19 protein-coding genes and 1 tRNA gene are annotated in these 14,316 nt (G+C 66.6%); 14 read left to right on the forward strand and 6 right to left on the reverse strand.

Annotation, left to right across the window (positions count from 1 at the left end):
* Positions 1 to 144 precede the first annotated feature (144 nt).
* From trpE to trpC, 4 genes are read left to right on the forward strand one after another with little or no spacing between them, the layout of a single operon-like run.
* Positions 145 to 1,632 carry an anthranilate synthase component I gene (gene trpE / locus ACQ754_RS08040; protein ID WP_440996491.1) on the forward strand — a complete coding sequence of 496 codons (1,488 nt, stop codon included), beginning with the start codon at positions 145 to 147 and terminating at the stop codon, positions 1,630 to 1,632.
* 4 nt (positions 1,633 to 1,636) lie between these two features.
* Entirely contained in the window at positions 1,637 to 2,230 is a 594-nt protein-coding gene (locus ACQ754_RS08045) for an anthranilate synthase component II (protein WP_440996492.1), read from the forward strand.
* Positions 2,231 to 2,244: 14 nt separating this feature from the next.
* Positions 2,245 to 3,261 (forward strand): anthranilate phosphoribosyltransferase, encoded by a 1,017-nt coding sequence (gene trpD, locus ACQ754_RS08050; RefSeq protein WP_440996493.1) that lies wholly within the window; start codon positions 2,245 to 2,247, stop codon positions 3,259 to 3,261.
* Positions 3,262 to 3,269: 8 nt separating this feature from the next.
* The gene (gene trpC / locus ACQ754_RS08055) at positions 3,270 to 4,085 is read left to right on the forward strand and encodes an indole-3-glycerol phosphate synthase TrpC (RefSeq protein WP_440996494.1); all 816 of its coding nucleotides are present in this window, start codon (positions 3,270 to 3,272) and stop codon (positions 4,083 to 4,085) included.
* A 4-nt stretch (positions 4,086 to 4,089) separates the two neighbouring features.
* On the opposite strand, the gene crp is transcribed toward trpC, so the two are convergent.
* The gene (crp, locus tag ACQ754_RS08060) at positions 4,090 to 4,722 is read right to left on the reverse strand and encodes a cAMP-activated global transcriptional regulator CRP (RefSeq protein ID WP_440996495.1); all 633 of its coding nucleotides are present in this window, start codon (positions 4,720 to 4,722) and stop codon (positions 4,090 to 4,092) included.
* 204 nt (positions 4,723 to 4,926) lie between these two features.
* On the opposite strand from crp, the gene ACQ754_RS08065 reads away from it, so the two are divergent.
* Both ACQ754_RS08065 and speD read left to right on the forward strand, forming a co-directional pair.
* Positions 4,927 to 5,343 carry an OsmC family protein gene (locus tag ACQ754_RS08065; protein ID WP_440996581.1) on the forward strand — a complete coding sequence of 139 codons (417 nt, stop codon included), beginning with the start codon at positions 4,927 to 4,929 and terminating at the stop codon, positions 5,341 to 5,343.
* Between the two features lie 80 nt (positions 5,344 to 5,423).
* Positions 5,424 to 6,248 (forward strand): adenosylmethionine decarboxylase, encoded by an 825-nt coding sequence (speD, locus tag ACQ754_RS08070; RefSeq protein ID WP_440996496.1) that lies wholly within the window; start codon positions 5,424 to 5,426, stop codon positions 6,246 to 6,248.
* Positions 6,249 to 6,252: 4 nt separating this feature from the next.
* Here speD and coq7 read toward each other — a convergent pair whose 3' ends face one another.
* Complete coding sequence (gene coq7 / locus ACQ754_RS08075) at positions 6,253 to 6,897, reverse strand: 2-polyprenyl-3-methyl-6-methoxy-1,4-benzoquinone monooxygenase (RefSeq protein WP_440996497.1); 645 nt, start codon at positions 6,895 to 6,897, stop codon at positions 6,253 to 6,255.
* A 242-nt stretch (positions 6,898 to 7,139) separates the two neighbouring features.
* Between coq7 and rplM the strand changes: the two genes are divergently transcribed.
* The 6 genes from rplM to ACQ754_RS08105 all read left to right on the forward strand — a co-directional run bounded on the left by rplM (position 7,140) and on the right by ACQ754_RS08105 (position 9,943).
* Positions 7,140 to 7,568 carry a 50S ribosomal protein L13 gene (gene rplM, locus ACQ754_RS08080; protein WP_440996498.1) on the forward strand — a complete coding sequence of 143 codons (429 nt, stop codon included), beginning with the start codon at positions 7,140 to 7,142 and terminating at the stop codon, positions 7,566 to 7,568.
* A gap of 35 nt (positions 7,569 to 7,603) precedes the next feature.
* Positions 7,604 to 7,996 carry a 30S ribosomal protein S9 gene (rpsI, locus tag ACQ754_RS08085; protein ID WP_440996499.1) on the forward strand — a complete coding sequence of 131 codons (393 nt, stop codon included), beginning with the start codon at positions 7,604 to 7,606 and terminating at the stop codon, positions 7,994 to 7,996.
* Between the two features lie 21 nt (positions 7,997 to 8,017).
* Positions 8,018 to 8,091 (forward strand) — tRNA-Gln (locus ACQ754_RS08090).
* A 136-nt stretch (positions 8,092 to 8,227) separates the two neighbouring features.
* A complete protein-coding gene (gene moaA / locus ACQ754_RS08095; protein ID WP_440996500.1) occupies positions 8,228 to 9,247 on the forward strand; it encodes a GTP 3',8-cyclase MoaA in 1,020 nt (339 codons plus the stop codon).
* Positions 9,248 to 9,252: 5 nt separating this feature from the next.
* The gene (locus ACQ754_RS08100) at positions 9,253 to 9,492 is read left to right on the forward strand and encodes a MoaD/ThiS family protein (RefSeq protein WP_440996501.1); all 240 of its coding nucleotides are present in this window, start codon (positions 9,253 to 9,255) and stop codon (positions 9,490 to 9,492) included.
* Between the two features lie 10 nt (positions 9,493 to 9,502).
* Entirely contained in the window at positions 9,503 to 9,943 is a 441-nt protein-coding gene (locus tag ACQ754_RS08105; protein WP_440996502.1) for a molybdenum cofactor biosynthesis protein MoaE, read from the forward strand.
* A 20-nt stretch (positions 9,944 to 9,963) separates the two neighbouring features.
* On the opposite strand, the gene ACQ754_RS08110 is transcribed toward ACQ754_RS08105, so the two are convergent.
* Complete coding sequence (locus ACQ754_RS08110; protein ID WP_440996503.1) at positions 9,964 to 10,164, reverse strand: DUF2905 domain-containing protein; 201 nt, start codon at positions 10,162 to 10,164, stop codon at positions 9,964 to 9,966.
* Between the two features lie 6 nt (positions 10,165 to 10,170).
* Positions 10,171 to 10,830 (reverse strand): ribose-5-phosphate isomerase RpiA, encoded by a 660-nt coding sequence (rpiA, locus tag ACQ754_RS08115; RefSeq protein ID WP_440996504.1) that lies wholly within the window; start codon positions 10,828 to 10,830, stop codon positions 10,171 to 10,173.
* Between the two features lie 137 nt (positions 10,831 to 10,967).
* Between rpiA and ilvA the strand changes: the two genes are divergently transcribed.
* Positions 10,968 to 12,479, forward strand: coding sequence for a threonine ammonia-lyase, biosynthetic (gene ilvA / locus ACQ754_RS08120; protein ID WP_440996505.1), 1,512 nt, complete (start codon positions 10,968 to 10,970; stop codon positions 12,477 to 12,479).
* A gap of 19 nt (positions 12,480 to 12,498) precedes the next feature.
* On the opposite strand, the gene ACQ754_RS08125 is transcribed toward ilvA, so the two are convergent.
* A complete protein-coding gene (locus tag ACQ754_RS08125; RefSeq protein ID WP_440996506.1) occupies positions 12,499 to 12,798 on the reverse strand; it encodes a hypothetical protein in 300 nt (99 codons plus the stop codon).
* A 122-nt stretch (positions 12,799 to 12,920) separates the two neighbouring features.
* Positions 12,921 to 13,436, reverse strand: coding sequence for a fasciclin domain-containing protein (locus tag ACQ754_RS08130; protein ID WP_440996507.1), 516 nt, complete (start codon positions 13,434 to 13,436; stop codon positions 12,921 to 12,923).
* 144 nt (positions 13,437 to 13,580) lie between these two features.
* Here ACQ754_RS08130 and ACQ754_RS08135 point away from each other — a divergent pair, with 144 nt between their 5' ends.
* Positions 13,581 to 14,309 carry an FCD domain-containing protein gene (locus tag ACQ754_RS08135; protein WP_440996508.1) on the forward strand — a complete coding sequence of 243 codons (729 nt, stop codon included), beginning with the start codon at positions 13,581 to 13,583 and terminating at the stop codon, positions 14,307 to 14,309.
* The last annotated feature ends 7 nt before the right edge of the window (positions 14,310 to 14,316 follow it).

Below are 14,316 nucleotides of genomic sequence, written 5' to 3' on the forward strand. Positions count from 1 at the left end.
CCGTGCCGGGCGGGGCGGTACTGCGCGTGTCGGGGATCGGGCCGACGGTGAACGCGGCAGCGGGGCAATGGCATCGATGGCGAGGGTGGCGCGTGGTCCCGTCGATACCCTCGTTCCCCGAAGTCCGCAGATCCGGTGATGATCATGGAGCCGAACCGATTCCAGCGCCTGGCCCGCTCGGGCTGTAACCGAATCCCCGTTGTCCGCGAGGTCCTCGCCGACCTCGACACGCCCCTGTCCACCTATCTCAAGCTCGCCCGTGGCCCCGGGAGCTACCTCTTCGAGTCCGTGCAGGGCGGTGAGAAGTGGGGACGCTATTCGATCATCGGGCTGCCGGCCCGGGTGCAACACCGTTTCTCCGGCACACGGCTGGAGACCCGCGTCGATGGCGAGATCACGGACACCGCGGAGGTGCGTGACCCCCTCGCTTGGGTAGAGCGCGAGCATGCCCGGGTCAGCGCGGCCCCACCGCCGGAGTTCCCGCACATGCCCCGCTTCCTCGGCGGGTTGGTGGGGTACTTCGGCTACGATACGGTCCGCCATATCGAGCCGCGGTTGGGGCCCTGCCCGAATCCCGATCCGCTGGGGGTGCCGGATATCGCCCTGCTGGTCTCCGAGGAAGTCCTGGTCTTCGACAACCTGGCCGGCCGGCTGTATCTGGTGGTCAACGTGGACCCGGACGAGCCCGCGGCCCTGGAGGGCGCTGAGGCCCGGCTCGATGAGCTCAGCGAGCGGCTGCGTGCCAGTGAGCCGGGGTATCGTACCGGCCAGCCGCCCCGGGTGCTCGTCGAGGAGGACTTCACCTCCAATTTCACGCAGGTGGAATTCGAGGCGGCGGTGGAGCGGATCCGTGAGTACATCGTCGCCGGCGATTGCATGCAGGTGGTGCCCTCGCAGCGCATGAGCGCCCCCTATCACGGTCGACCACTGGATCTCTACCGGGCACTTCGCTGCACCAACCCGTCGCCGTACATGTATTTCCTGGACCTGGGGGATTTCCAGGTGGCGGGCTCGTCGCCGGAGATCCTGGCCCGGGTGGAGGACGGCGAGGTCACGGTCCGGCCGCTGGCCGGTACCCGTCGGCGCGGCCGCACCGAGGCCGAGGATCGGGCCCTGGAGGCGGAGCTACTGGCGGATCCGAAGGAGCGTGCCGAGCACCTCATGCTCATCGACCTCGGACGCAACGACATCGGCCGCGTCTGCGAGACGGGTAGCGTGCGGGTCACCGACCAGATGGCCATCGAGCGTTATTCTCATGTCATGCACATCGTCTCCAATGTCAGCGGCCGGCTGCGCCCGGACCTAGGACCCATGGACGTGCTGCGGGCGACATTTCCGGCGGGCACCCTCTCCGGGGCGCCCAAGGTGCGGGCGATGGAGATCATCGACGAGGTCGAGACCGTTCGACGCGGGGTGTACTCCGGGGCGGTGGGTTACCTTTCCTGGTCAGGGAATATGGACACCGCCATCGCCATCCGCACGGCGGTGATCAAGGACGGCGCCGTACATGTACAGGCGGGCGCCGGTGTGGTGCATGATTCGGTGCCGCACCTGGAATGGGAGGAGACCCTGAATAAGGGGCGGGCGTTGTTTCGCGCCGTGGCCATGGCCGAGGCGGGACTGGACGGGTAGAGCCATGCTGCTGATGATCGACAACTACGACTCGTTTACCTGGAACCTGGTGCAGTACCTCGGGGAGCTGGGGGCGGACGTAGCGGTGCATCGCAATGACGCCGTTACGGTGGAAGACATCGAGGCCATGGCCCCGGAGCGCATCATCATCTCCCCCGGGCCGTGCACCCCCGACCAGGCGGGTATCTCGTTGGCGGTGGTGCGCCGCTTCGCCGGGCGTATCCCCCTGCTGGGGGTCTGCCTCGGGCATCAGGCCATCGGCCAGGCCTTCGGTGCCCGGGTGGTGCGCGCGAGCCGGGTGATGCACGGCAAGACCTCGATGATCCACCATCGCGGCCGCGGGGTCTTTGCCGGGTTGCCGCAGCCCATGGAGGCCACCCGCTATCACTCCCTGGTGCTGGAGCGCTCGAGCCTGCCGCCGTGCTTCGAGATCACGGCCTGGTCGGAGCACGAGGACGGCAGCATGGAGGAGATCATGGGCGTCCGGCACGTCAGCCTGGATGTCGAGGGGGTGCAGTTCCACCCGGAGTCCATACTCACTACGGCGGGGCACGACCTGCTCCGGAACTTCCTAGAGCGTCCCGCCCGGGCCGCATGAGCAAGGAGACAGGCATGGAGATCCAGCAGGCGATCCGGGCGGTCATGGACCGCCAAGACCTCTCCCACGACGAGATGACCACGGTCATGCGCCAGATCATGACCGGCGAGGCCACCAACGCCCAGATCGGCGGATTCCTCGTGGCGCTGCAGATGAAGGGCGAGGGCGTCACCGAGATCGCCGCCGCCGCCGGCGTCATGCGCGAGCTCGCCACCGGGGTTCCGGTGGAGGGCGGGGCCCTTGTGGACATCTGCGGCACCGGCGGTGACGCCGCCAATCTATTCAACGTCTCCACCGGCGCCATGTTCGTGCTGGCGGCTGCCGGGGGGCGGGTGGCTAAGCACGGCAACCGCTCGGTGTCCTCCTCCTCCGGCAGCGCTGACCTCCTCGAGGCCGCCGGTGCCAACCTCGACCTGAACCCCGAGCAGGTGGGTGAGTGCGTCGATCGCGTCGGCGTGGGTTTCATGTTCGCGCCACGCCACCACAGCGCCATGCGCCATGCGGTGGCCCCCCGCCGGGAGATGGCGGTGCGTACTATCTTCAACCTGCTCGGGCCCCTGACCAATCCGGCCGGCGCTCGGCGCCAGCTCCTCGGCGTGTTCGCCGACCACTGGGTCCGGCCCCTGGCCGAGGTGCTGCGGCGACTCGGAAGTGACCGGGTTATGGTGGTGCATTCCGAGGATGGCCTCGACGAGATCAGCATCGCGGCACCGACCCATGTCGCCGAGCTCGATGGCGACGAGATTCGCGAGTACACGCTGCGGCCGGAGGATTTCGGGTTTAACAGCGCGTCGCTGGATGCGGTGAAGGTCCATACCGCCGTGGAGAGCCTGGAGCTGATTCGCCGCGCCTACGCCGGTGAGGCCGGGCCGGCGGCGGACATGCTGGCCCTCAATGCCGGTGCAGCGATCTATTGTGCCGGCCTGGCGGGGGACGTGGTGGCCGGCGTCGAGCGGGCGCGGGAGGTCCTCGCCGAGGGTGCCGCCGCTCGCCGGCTCGACGAGTTCGTCCACTACACCAATCGGTTCTAGGGGGAGGCATGAGCGGGAACCAGCAGGAGGTGCCGGACATCCTCAAGCGCATCCTCGAGCGCAAGGCAGAGGTGGTGGCGCAGCGCAGTGAGCAGGTGGGTATGCACGCCTTCCGCAGTCGCCTCGAGCATGCGCCGCCGCCCCGGGGCTTCCGGGCGGCGCTGGCCCGCGCCGTCGAGGCCGGTGGTTGTGGCGTGATCGCCGAGATCAAGCGGGCCTCGCCGAGCAGGGGGGTGATCCGGGACCCCTTCGATCCCGTGGCCATCGCGCAAAGCTACGAGCGGGGCGGGGCGACGTGCCTGTCCGTACTCACCGACGAGGATTTCTTCCAGGGTGCTGATCGCTACCTTGAACAGGCGCGGCAGGCCACTGCGCTGCCGGTGCTGCGCAAGGACTTCATCATCGACCCCTATCAGGTCTACGAGGCGCGGGCGCTCGGCGCCGACTGCGTGCTGCTGATCGCCGCGGCCTTGGGTGACAGTCGCCTGGCCGAGCTCCATGCCCTGGCCGGGGAGTTGGGTATGGACGCGCTGGTGGAGGTCCATACCGCGGCGGAGATGGAGCGGGCGCTGCGCCTCGGGCCGTCCCTGGTGGGGGTCAACAACCGTGACCTCCACAGCTTCGAGACGGATATCGCGACCACCATCGAGCTGTGCGGGCAGGTGCCGGCGGGGGTGACCCTGGTCACGGAGAGCGGCATCCACACCCGCGAAGAGGTCGCCTACATGCGCGAGCACGGGGTCCATGCCTTCCTGGTGGGAGAGGCGTTCATGCGGGTCGCCGAGCCCGGCGACAAGCTCGCCGAGCTCTTCGGCGGCGGCTGAGGCGTCAGCGCGTGTTGTGGATCACCATGGTCTTACCGCTGACTGCGATCAGGCCACGCTCCTCCAGGTCCTTGAGCACGCGGCCCACCATTTCCCGGGAGCAGCCCACGATTCGGCCGAGCTCCTGACGGGTGATGCGGATCTGCATACCGTCGGGGTGGGTGAGGGCGTCTGGTTCATGGGCGAGGTCCAGCAGCGTGCGGGCGATCCGGCCGGTGACGTCCAGGAACGCGAGGTCGTGCACCTTGGTGCTCGTGCGACGGAGGCGATCCGCCATCTGTCCGGCGAGCAGCACCAGCAGCTGCGGGTCCTCCTCCGCGGCCTGGCGGAAGCGGGCATAGCTGATCTCGGCGAGCTCGCAGTGGGTGCGGGTGCGTACCCATGCGCTGCGGGTCGTGGATTCCCCGAACAACCCCATCTCGCCGAAGAAGTCTCCGGCATTGAGGTAGGCGAGGACGAGCTCGTGGCCGCTGTCGTCGTCCATCAGGACGCTGACCGAGCCCTCGATGATGAAATACAGTGCGTCCGCCTGGTCGCCCGCGTAGATGACCACGGTCTTCGGCGGATAGCGCCTTCGATGGCAGTGCGCGAGCAGATTCTGCACGGGGACCTGGGTATCCTTGATGGCCTTTACCATGCCGCTGCGACCCGGTTGTTGTGATAGTGCGAAAGCACCATAAGCGATGTGTAGATCATTGTGAATAAGTTCGCAAGTGTGATGGAAATATTTGCACCGGTTCCTATCTTAACGCGTTTGGAAAGGTTATACTAAAAGATTACCCGAAAAGGTTGTCGATTCGGTGACGCAGCGGTGCCGGGCGAGAGGGGTATAGGCATGGGCATGCAGGCGCGGGTGAGCTGGCTCGGCGGGATGGGCTTTCGCGGTGAGACTGGGAGCGGTCACGAGGTGATCATCGACGGTCCCCCCGATCTCGGCGGCGCCGATCGTGGCCCCCGGCCGATGGAGCTGATGCTGCTGAGCCTCGCCAGCTGCTCTGCGGTGGACGTGGTCCACATCCTCCAGCGCGGCCGCCATGAGGTCACCGATTGCCAGGTGGAGGTGCGTGGCGAGCGCGCCGACGACCCCCCCAAGGTGTTTACGCGTATCCATCTGCATTACCGCGTCGTCGGCCAGGGGCTGCGCGAGCCCGTCGTTGCCCGGGCGGTATCGCTGTCGGCGGAGAAATACTGTTCGGCATCATTGATGCTCGGCAAGGCAGCGGAGCTGAGCCATGGCTTCGAGGTCGTGGAGGGCTGATCCGTTGCGCCGCTGGGGGTTGAACCGGTCGTTCCATGGGGCCATGTGACTTGGTGGAAATATCGCAGGAGGGCGCGAATTTGGCGGAGGTAAAGCAGCGGGTGAAGCTCTACGGCTTCAACAACCTGACGAAGTCGCTGAGCTTCAACATCTATGATGTCTGCTATACCGATTCCCCGGAGCAGCGCCGGGAGTACATTGAGTACATCGATGAGGTGTATAACGCCGAGCGCCTCACGCAGATTCTCACCGGCGTTGCGGAGATCATCGGTGCCAACGTCCTCAACATCGCGCGGGAGGACTACGAGCCCCAGGGTGCCAGCGTCACCCTGCTGATCTCGGAGGAGGACGCCGACAGCGGGGACGGCACCTACGTGACCGCGCCGGCGGCCCCCGGGCCCCTGCCCGAGACTGTGCTTGGCCACCTCGACAAGAGCCACATCACCGTGCACACCTATCCCGAGAGCCATCCGCATCGGGGGGTGAGCACCTTTCGTGCGGACATTGACGTGGCCACCTGCGGGCTCATCTCACCGCTGAAGGCGCTCAATTACCTCATCCACTCCTTCGACTCGGACATCGTCACCATGGACTACCGGGTGCGGGGGTTTACCCGCGACGTGGAAGGGCGCAAGCACTTCATCGACCACGAGATCAACTCGATCCAGAATTACCTCGCCGAGGACACCCTGCGGCGCTATCACACCATCGATGTGAATGTCTTCCAGGAGAACATCTTCCACACCAAGATGCTGCTCAAGGACTGGAACATCGACGACTACCTGTTCGGTCAGAACTCCGCGAGCCTCAGCCCGGAGCGCCGCGAGGAGATCCGGCTGCAGCTGCGCCGGGAGATGAGCGAGATCTTCTCCGGGCGCAACCTCTCGCCAGACCAGGAGGTGTGAGCGCTCAGATCCGGTAGGTGCTCGCGGTCATGACCCGGGAGGTCAGCCGCATCAGCGCCTTCACGGGGCGGGGCAGCTCGTGGGCCCCTGCCTCGAGCGCCATCCCCGCGTGCTCCGCTTCATCGGCGCGCATCTGGGCCACGATGGCCCGGCTGCGCGCGTCCGCCTCCGGCAGCCGGCCGAGGTGGCCATCCAGGTGACGGACTACCTGTCGCTCGGTCTCCGCAAGAAAGCCGAGGCTCCAGCGGTCGCCGGCCATTCCCGCCGCCACGCCCAGTGCCAGGGAGCCCAGGTAGAAGGCGGGGTCGAGGAGGCTGGTGCGGCTGTCGAGTTCCCGCAGCCGGGTGCGGCACCAGACGAGGTGGTCATTCTCCTCGTCGGCGGCGCGACGCATGGCAGTGGCGATCTCCGGCCGGCGGGCCGTCAGTGACTGCCCCTGATAGAGGGCTTGGGCGCAGACCTCGCCACAGTGATTGACCCGCATCAGGCCGGCCGCGTGGTGGCGTTCAGCCTCCTCGAGGCCCGTATCGGCCACGCCGTCCGCGGGGTACGGGCGGCCGGTGGTGGGCGGGTTGCCGAGGACGGTACGCAGGGCCTGATCGAGGTGGCCGATGATCCGGTCGGCAGGGGTGTAATGACGTGCCTGCATGGGGTGCGCTCACATCGGTTGTCGCATTTCGATACCCCAGTGTACGGGGGGCCATCGCCGCCGTGGAGGGGTAGTTGACAGCCGGCGGCGTTATGTCGAGAATTCCGCGCCATTAGCACGGCCCTTGGGGCGTGCCATTGCGTATTCCGCGTGTTCGTATCAATGGCGGTTGCCGTACCGGTCGGCGTTGTGTACCATCGTCGGCCTTTCACGGGAAGCGACTGCTTCGGAGATCAGCCTCGATGAAGACCTTCAGCGCCAAACCGGCTGACGTCAAGCGCGACTGGTATGTGGTCGACGCCACCGACAAGACCCTGGGGCGGCTCGCCTCCGAGATCGCCTATCGGTTGCGCGGCAAGCACAAGCCCGAGTTCACGCCCCATGTGGACACCGGGGACTACATCGTGGTGGTCAATGCCGACAAGGTCGCGGTGACCGGTCGCAAGCGCCGTGATAAGAGCTATTTCCGCTTCACCGGCTATGTGGGTAACGGCAAGACCTTTACCTTCGAGGAGTTGCAGCAGCGCTCACCCGAGCGGGTGATCCAGCTAGCGGTCAAGGGCATGATGCCGAAGGGACCGCTTGGCCGGCAGATGCTGAAGAAACTCAAGATCTATGCCGGCTCGGAGCACAATCACCACGCGCAGCAGCCCCAGGCGCTGGAAGTGTGACCCTGCAGCGACGCTGAACAACGGAACGAATCGCGATGACAGCACAGCAGTACTACGGCACCGGACGACGCAAGACCTCTGCTGCACGGGTGTTCCTTCGCCCCGGCAACGGCAACATCACGGTCAACGGTCGCAGCCTGGATGAGTATTTCGGTCGCGAGACCGCCCGCATGATCGTGCGTCAGCCCCTGGAGCTGACCGAGACTTCCGATCAGTTCGACATCTATGTTACGGTCAGCGGCGGCGGTTCGACGGGGCAGGCCGGCGCGATTCGCCACGGGATTACCCGCGCGCTGACCCGCTACGACGAAGAACTCAAGCCAGGCCTTCGCCGTGCCGGATACGTTACGCGGGACGACCGTATGGTCGAGCGCAAGAAGATCGGCCTGCACAAGGCACGTCGGGCCACGCAGTTCTCCAAGCGCTAAGCGCGGCGGAAAACCGTTTATTGGGGGATCGTCTAGTGGTAGGACAGCGGACTCTGACTCCGTCAACCTAGGTTCGAATCCTAGTCCCCCAGCCAACGCAAACAAGGGGTTACGGCATTGCCGTAGCCCCTTGTTTTTTTGAATCCCCGTAATTGCTGGCCGGAGGCGCAACGGGTGTTAAGCTATCCGGGAGGAGAGCGTTTTGCCATCGCTCGGAGAGGCGAGGCCGAGATGTCAGAGCTGATTACCCCGGAGGAGTTCCCTCCCGCCGCAGGGCCGCTGGTGGACCGTTTCGCGCGCAGCAAGCATAAACTGCGTCTGTCGCTGACGGACCGCTGCAACTTCCGCTGTCACTACTGCATGCCCGAGGAGCCGGAGTGGCTGCCCAAGTCGGAGCTCCTGACCTTCGAGGAGCTGGAGCGTGTGGCGCGGCTGTTCATCCACCGCCTGGGGATAGACAGCATCCGCCTCACCGGCGGTGAACCCTTGGTGCGCCGTGGCGTCCCCGATTTCGTTGCGCGTCTCGATGCGCTGCGGGGGCTGGGGCTGCGTCGGATCTCGATGACCAGCAACGGCGTGCCGCTGCGGCGTCACGCGGCGGCCCTGGCCGCGGCCGGGCTGGATGACATCAATATCAGTATCGATTCACTCGATCCGGAGCGCTTCCGGCGGATGACCGGCGGCGGCGACCTGGCGGCGGTGCTCGAGGGCATCCGCGCGGCCCGGGATGCGGGGCTGGGGTTGAAGCTCAATGCCGTCGTCATCCGCGGGGATAACGAGGACGACGTCGTGCCACTCACCGAATGGGCCATGGGCGAGGGGATCTCCCTGCGCTTCATCGAGTTCATGCCGCTCGATGCCCGTGGCGGTTGGCAGCCCCAACGGGTGGTACCGGAGCGCGAGATCATCGAGCGCCTGGAGCAGCGCCACGCGGTGGAGCCCGTTCCCCGGACGCGGGAACCCGCCACCTATTACCGTGTGGATGATGCCTATCACCTCGGCGTGATCTCCACGGTTTCCAATCCCTTCTGCTCGACCTGCGACCGGGTACGGGTGACGGCCACCGGGGAGATCTACCCTTGCCTGTTCTCACCGGTAAATACCGATCTAAAGACCCCGCTGCGCGACGGCGCCGATGACGACGAGCTCGAACACGTGGCTAGGGGCGCGGTCTGGCGAAAGGGGCGCGGCTTCGTCGAGAGCGCGGGCTATGTCCAGCGCGCCATCACCATGCACGGACTGGGAGGCTGATGCCCATGGAGGTGGAGCTGCACGGAGTGCTCCGGGAAACGGTGGGTCGGGAGCGCCTCGCCATCGATATGCCGCCGGGCAGTCGTGTGACCGAGGTGCTGGATCGGCTGGAGGCGGAGGTACCCTCCCTCGGCCCGCACCTGCCGCGGGTGGCCTGTGCTGTGGAGGATGCGCTGGTGCCCCGCGCCACGGTTCTGCAGGGCGGGGAGACCCTGGTGCTCCTGCCACCGGTAAGCGGAGGCTGAGGGCGGCGCCATGACCTATCTCACCGATGCGCCTCTCGACCTGGCTTCGCTGCTCGGGGAGACCGACGACCCCCGTTGTGGGGCCCTGGTGGTGTTCGAGGGGGTCGTCCGCGATCACCACGACGGTCGTGGCGTGGCGGGCATGGAATACACCGCGTACGAGCCGCTCGCCCGGCGCGAGCTAGAGGCGCTGGAGCAGGAGGCCCGCGAGCGTTTCGGGGTACCGGTATGCCGCATCGTGCATCGCCTGGGGCGGCTCGGTATCGGAGAGGCGAGCGTCCTCGTAGTGGTGCGTGCGCCGCACCGGCGCGATGCCTTCGATGCGGCGCGCTATGCCATCGACACCCTCAAGCAGCGCGTCCCGATCTGGAAGCGGGACTTCTTCGCGGATGGCGATGAGGGCTGGCAGGATGGCACAAGCCTCGCGGATCGCGCCGAGCACGGCGAGTAGCATGCCGGGGTCGTCGACCCTTATTTGCGGAACAACCAGAGGATGAGGGTGATGGCCACGCTGATCAAAATAGAGGTGGTCAGGGGGAAGTAGAAGGTGAACCCGTCCCGGCGGATGAGGATGTCCCCGGGGAGACGGCCCAGGCCGAGACGGCTGATCCAGGGCCACGCGAGGCCCACCAGCAGAATCACGACACCGAGGATGACGAGCAGTCGCTGCATCGCGGGTTAGGCGGTGATTTGCTCGACACCGTTGGCGCCCGCCAGTAACAACAGGTCCGCCCGACGCTGGGCGAACAGGCCGACGGTGACCACTCCCGGGATATTGTTGATGGTGCGCTCCATCTCGATGGGCTTCATGATCTTGAGGTTGCGTACGTCGAGGATGACGTTGCCGTTGTCCGTGGTGAACCCCCGGCGCAGCTCCGGCTGGCCACCGAGGGCGGCAAGCTCGCGGGCCACATAGCTCCGCGCCATCGGGATCACCTCCACCGGCAGGGGGAAGGCGCCGAGCATGTCCACGCGCTTGGAGGCGTCGGCGATGCAGACGAACCGCCGTGCTACCGCGGCCACGATCTTCTCCCGGGTCAGCGCCCCGCCACCCCCCTTGATCATCTGTAGGTGACGATTGATCTCGTCGGCGCCGTCGATGTAGACGGGTAGCTGGTCGACGTCGTTGAGCTCGAGGACATCGATGCCATGACCGCGCAACCGCTCGCTGGTGGCCTCCGAGCTGGACACTGCACCGCCCAGGCGGATGCCCCGCTCGGCCAGGGCGTCGATGAAATGGTTTACCGTGGAGCCGGTGCCGACACCGATGACCTGCCCCTCGCGGACCTCATCCACCGCCGCACGGCCCGCCGCCGCCTTTTGCGCTTCGCTGTCCATTGACCAACTCCCTGCTGTGCGCCCGGTTCCATGATAGACCCGGCCGGCGGGGCGGCAAAGCCCGTCCTGGCCTGCACTGCCGCCGCACAGGTAAACTGAAGCGTTTTGGGAACGACAGCCACCGCTACGGGCCGGGCATGAAGCGATACCTGCAGCAGATCCTCACCGCGAGCGTCTATGACGTTGCACGGCAGACCCCCCTCGAGGAGGCCGGCAATCTCTCCAAGCGGCTCGACAACCGGGTCTATCTCAAGCGCGAGGACCTCCAGCCGGTGTTCTCGTTCAAGATCCGGGGCGCCTACAACAAGATCTCGCAGCTCTCCGCGGAGGAACTCGAGCGGGGGGTGATCTGCGCCTCGGCGGGGAACCACGCCCAGGGCGTGGCCCTGTCGGCGCGTCGGCTCGGGATCAAGGCCATGATCGTGATGCCTCGGACCACGCCGGGCATCAAGGTGGAGGCGGTGCGCAATCTCGGTGGCCGGGTGGTGCTGCACGGCGACAGCTTCGACGAGGCCAAGGCCCATGCGGACAAGCTCGTCGACGAGCGGGGCATGACCTACATCCCCCCCTTCGACGATCCCCAGGTGATCGCCGGCCAGGGCACCTGCGGCATGGAGATCCTCTCCCAGCATCCCCGGCCGCTGCACGCCATTTTCGTGCCCGTGGGCGGTGGCGGCTTGATCGCGGGGATCGCCGCCTACGTCAAACAGCTCCGTCCGGATGTGCGCGTCATCGCCGTGGAGCCCGAGGACGCGCCGACCCTGCACCACGCCATGCGCGCGGGCGAGCGGGTCACCCTCGACGAGGTGGGCATCTTCGTTGACGGCGTGGCGGTGCGCCAGATCGGTGCCTACCCCTTCGAGGTGGCGCAGTCCTTGGTGGACGACTGCGTGCTGGTCTCCACCGACGAGGTCTGTGCGGCGATCAAGGACATCTTCGACGATACCCGCTCGGTCATGGAACCGGCCGGGGCGCTGGCCGTCGCCGGGCTGAAGAAGTACGTGGAGGACCACGGCATCACCGGGCAGACCCTCGTGGCGGTGAACTCCGGGGCGAATATGAACTTCAGCCGGCTCTCCCACGTCGCGGAGCGTGCCGAGGTGGGCGAACACCGGGAGGCGGTGTTTGCGGTGACCATCCCCGAACGGCCGGGCAGCTTCCGCGAATTCTGCGAGACCATCGGCAACCGCTCGGTCACCGAGTTCAGCTACCGTTACGCCGATGCCGACGCCGCGCACGTGTTCGCCGGCATTGGCCTCAACGACGGCCAGGCCGAGCGCGAGGCAGTGCTCCAGGACCTCCGCGGACAGGGTTATGACGTCCTCGACCTCACAGACGACGAGATGGCCAAGGTGCACCTGCGCCACATGGTGGGCGGCCGCGGCCAGAACGTCACCGACGAGATTGTCTATCACTTCGAGTTCCCCGAGCGTCCCGGGGCACTGCTGAAGTTCCTGCGCCGGCTCGGTAAGCGCTGGAACATCTCCATGTTCCATTACCGCAACCACGGCGCCGACTACGGGCGGGTACTCGTGGGCATACAGGTCCCTGAGGCCCAGCGGGAACGCTTCCGCGAGAGCCTGGACAAGCTGGGCTATCCGTACCGGGACGAGACGCAGAACCCGGGCTACGGGCTGTTCCTGAGCTGAGTGACTTGCTTGCCGCGAGTCACGCGCGGCCGGCGTCGAAATCCGTAGGGGCGTGGAAGTACTCGCTGCTGCGGGCGAGCTCGTCGACGAGCTCCTGCAGGGCTTGCAGCCGCAGCTCCGCGGTGCAGATGCTGCCGCATTCCTGGCATTGGGGGTCGCCGCAGGGCTGATGGCTGTATAGCCAGTACTGGATCGCCCCCGCCATGAGACCATTCGCGAGGTCGCGGGGGTCGGCCTCCTGGTCCTCGTCGGCGAGCTGGTTGCCGAGCTCCACTGCCTGGCTCGCCGCCTTGTCGTAGGCCGTATCGGGGCTGCTCATGGGGTCTCCGACATCCGCTCTTGCCGTCGTGTTGAGGCAGGCAGTCTAACAGCACAGTGGCGGAACTGGGGGGCGGGATGGTCAGCGAGGCGCCGCCGCGGTCGCGGCGGCGCGTGTAGGCATCACTCGGGCATGAGTACCGAGTCGATCACGTGAATGACCCCGTTGTCGGCCATAACGTCTGCCTGGATCACCGTGGCGTCGTTGATCATGACCTTACCGTCCATGGTGCTGATCCGCAGGGTGCCACCATGCACCGTCTCGGCAGAGTCGGTCTCCATGGCCTGAGCAGCGGTGACCTTAGCCGGGACCACGTGGTAGGTGAGGATACCGGTGAGCTGATCGCGATTGCCCTGCTCGAGCAGGGACTCCACGGTGCCCTCGGGGAGCGCCGCGAAGGCATCATCGGTGGGCGCAAAGACCGTGAAAGGTCCCTCACCGCGCAGGGTATCGGAGAGCCCCGCGGCCTCCAGCGCGGCCAGCAGGGTTTCGAACTGACCCGCACCGGTGGCCACATCCACGATGTCACCGGCTGCCTTTTCCTTTTCCTCGTCCTCATGGTTGCCCGCGTATAGCGTTCCTGCCAGACCGAAGGTCAGGGCGGTGGCCAGCAGCAGGCGAAGGGGGGTGGTCCTCATGGTTCTGTACTCTCGTGTTGTGGGTGTATAGCTCTTGTAACGTATTTGTAGATGGGGCGCAACAAATGCCGACCAACGGTGCACTGTCGGTGCTCTGTGGATTGGCGATATCATGGGCCGCGGTGAACAGGCCCGGAGAGCGAATTGGAATCCATTTTTTCCCACATCGAGGCCCCGCCGGGGACGCGGTTGTCCGACGTTATCGCCGAGCAGATCGAGCGGCGCATCGTCGAGGGCGAGCTCCGCCCCGGCGACGCCCTGCCCGCCGAGCGGGAGCTGGCGCGCCAGCTTAGTGTCTCCCGGCCCTCACTACGCGAGGCGCTGCTCAAGCTCGAGGCCCGGGATCTGCTGGAGCTCCGCCGCAATTCGGGCTACACGGTGGCCGAGGTCACGGCGCCCAGCCTCACCGATCCCCTCCTTCACCTCATGGAGGGGCACGCGAAGGCACTCGGGGATGTGCTCGAGCTCCGCCAGGGGCTGGAGACGATGGCGGCCGGGCTGGCGGCGATGCGCGCCGAGCCTGCGGATATCGAGCGCATGCGGGAGGCGGCGGAGGCAACGGAGCGTGCCCACGAGGCCGGCGATGCGATTACCGCCGCCAACTGGGACGCGCGTTTCCACCTTGCGGTTGCCGAGGCCACCCACAACGTGGCGCTGGCCCACGTGATGCGGGGTATGTTCTCTGTTATGCGCGAGAACGTGCGCCGGGCCCGGGAGGCGCTGTTCACCCGGGAGGACGCGGAGCACACCCTGCGCGAGCAACACCGGGCCCTCGCCGACGCCATCGCCGCCCATGACCCCGAGGCCGCGGTACGTGCGGCCGAGGCGCACCTGGGGTTCATCCGGGAGGGCATCGAGTGGCTGCAACGCTAAGACGTCA

It is taken from the genome of Arhodomonas sp. SL1, from assembly GCF_052060015.1.
Lineage (GTDB): Bacteria > Pseudomonadota > Gammaproteobacteria > Nitrococcales > Nitrococcaceae > Arhodomonas.

Excerpts from the sequence above, each read along its gene's own strand:
- ACQ754_RS08125 (WP_440996506.1), bottom strand. The coding sequence starts at position 12,798 with ATGAGCAGCCCCGATACGGCCTACGACAAGGCGGCGAGCCAGGCAGTG.
- ACQ754_RS08130 (WP_440996507.1), bottom strand. The coding sequence starts at position 13,436 with ATGAGGACCACCCCCCTTCGCCTGCTGCTGGCCACCGCCCTGACCTTC.
- crp (WP_440996495.1), bottom strand. The coding sequence starts at position 4,722 with ATGGTAAAGGCCATCAAGGATACCCAGGTCCCCGTGCAGAATCTGCTC.
- ACQ754_RS08045 (WP_440996492.1), top strand. The coding sequence starts at position 1,637 with ATGCTGCTGATGATCGACAACTACGACTCGTTTACCTGGAACCTGGTG.
- ACQ754_RS08110 (WP_440996503.1), bottom strand. The coding sequence starts at position 10,164 with ATGCAGCGACTGCTCGTCATCCTCGGTGTCGTGATTCTGCTGGTGGGC.
- ACQ754_RS08100 (WP_440996501.1), top strand. The coding sequence starts at position 9,253 with ATGGAGGTGGAGCTGCACGGAGTGCTCCGGGAAACGGTGGGTCGGGAG.
- ACQ754_RS08105 (WP_440996502.1), top strand. The coding sequence starts at position 9,503 with ATGACCTATCTCACCGATGCGCCTCTCGACCTGGCTTCGCTGCTCGGG.
- trpE (WP_440996491.1), top strand. The coding sequence starts at position 145 with ATGGAGCCGAACCGATTCCAGCGCCTGGCCCGCTCGGGCTGTAACCGA.
- ilvA (WP_440996505.1), top strand. The coding sequence starts at position 10,968 with ATGAAGCGATACCTGCAGCAGATCCTCACCGCGAGCGTCTATGACGTT.
- rplM (WP_440996498.1), top strand. The coding sequence starts at position 7,140 with ATGAAGACCTTCAGCGCCAAACCGGCTGACGTCAAGCGCGACTGGTAT.
- rpsI (WP_440996499.1), top strand. The coding sequence starts at position 7,604 with ATGACAGCACAGCAGTACTACGGCACCGGACGACGCAAGACCTCTGCT.
- moaA (WP_440996500.1), top strand. The coding sequence starts at position 8,228 with ATGTCAGAGCTGATTACCCCGGAGGAGTTCCCTCCCGCCGCAGGGCCG.
- trpC (WP_440996494.1), top strand. The coding sequence starts at position 3,270 with ATGAGCGGGAACCAGCAGGAGGTGCCGGACATCCTCAAGCGCATCCTC.
- ACQ754_RS08065 (WP_440996581.1), top strand. The coding sequence starts at position 4,927 with ATGCAGGCGCGGGTGAGCTGGCTCGGCGGGATGGGCTTTCGCGGTGAG.
- coq7 (WP_440996497.1), bottom strand. The coding sequence starts at position 6,897 with ATGCAGGCACGTCATTACACCCCTGCCGACCGGATCATCGGCCACCTC.
- trpD (WP_440996493.1), top strand. The coding sequence starts at position 2,245 with ATGGAGATCCAGCAGGCGATCCGGGCGGTCATGGACCGCCAAGACCTC.
- rpiA (WP_440996504.1), bottom strand. The coding sequence starts at position 10,830 with ATGGACAGCGAAGCGCAAAAGGCGGCGGCGGGCCGTGCGGCGGTGGAT.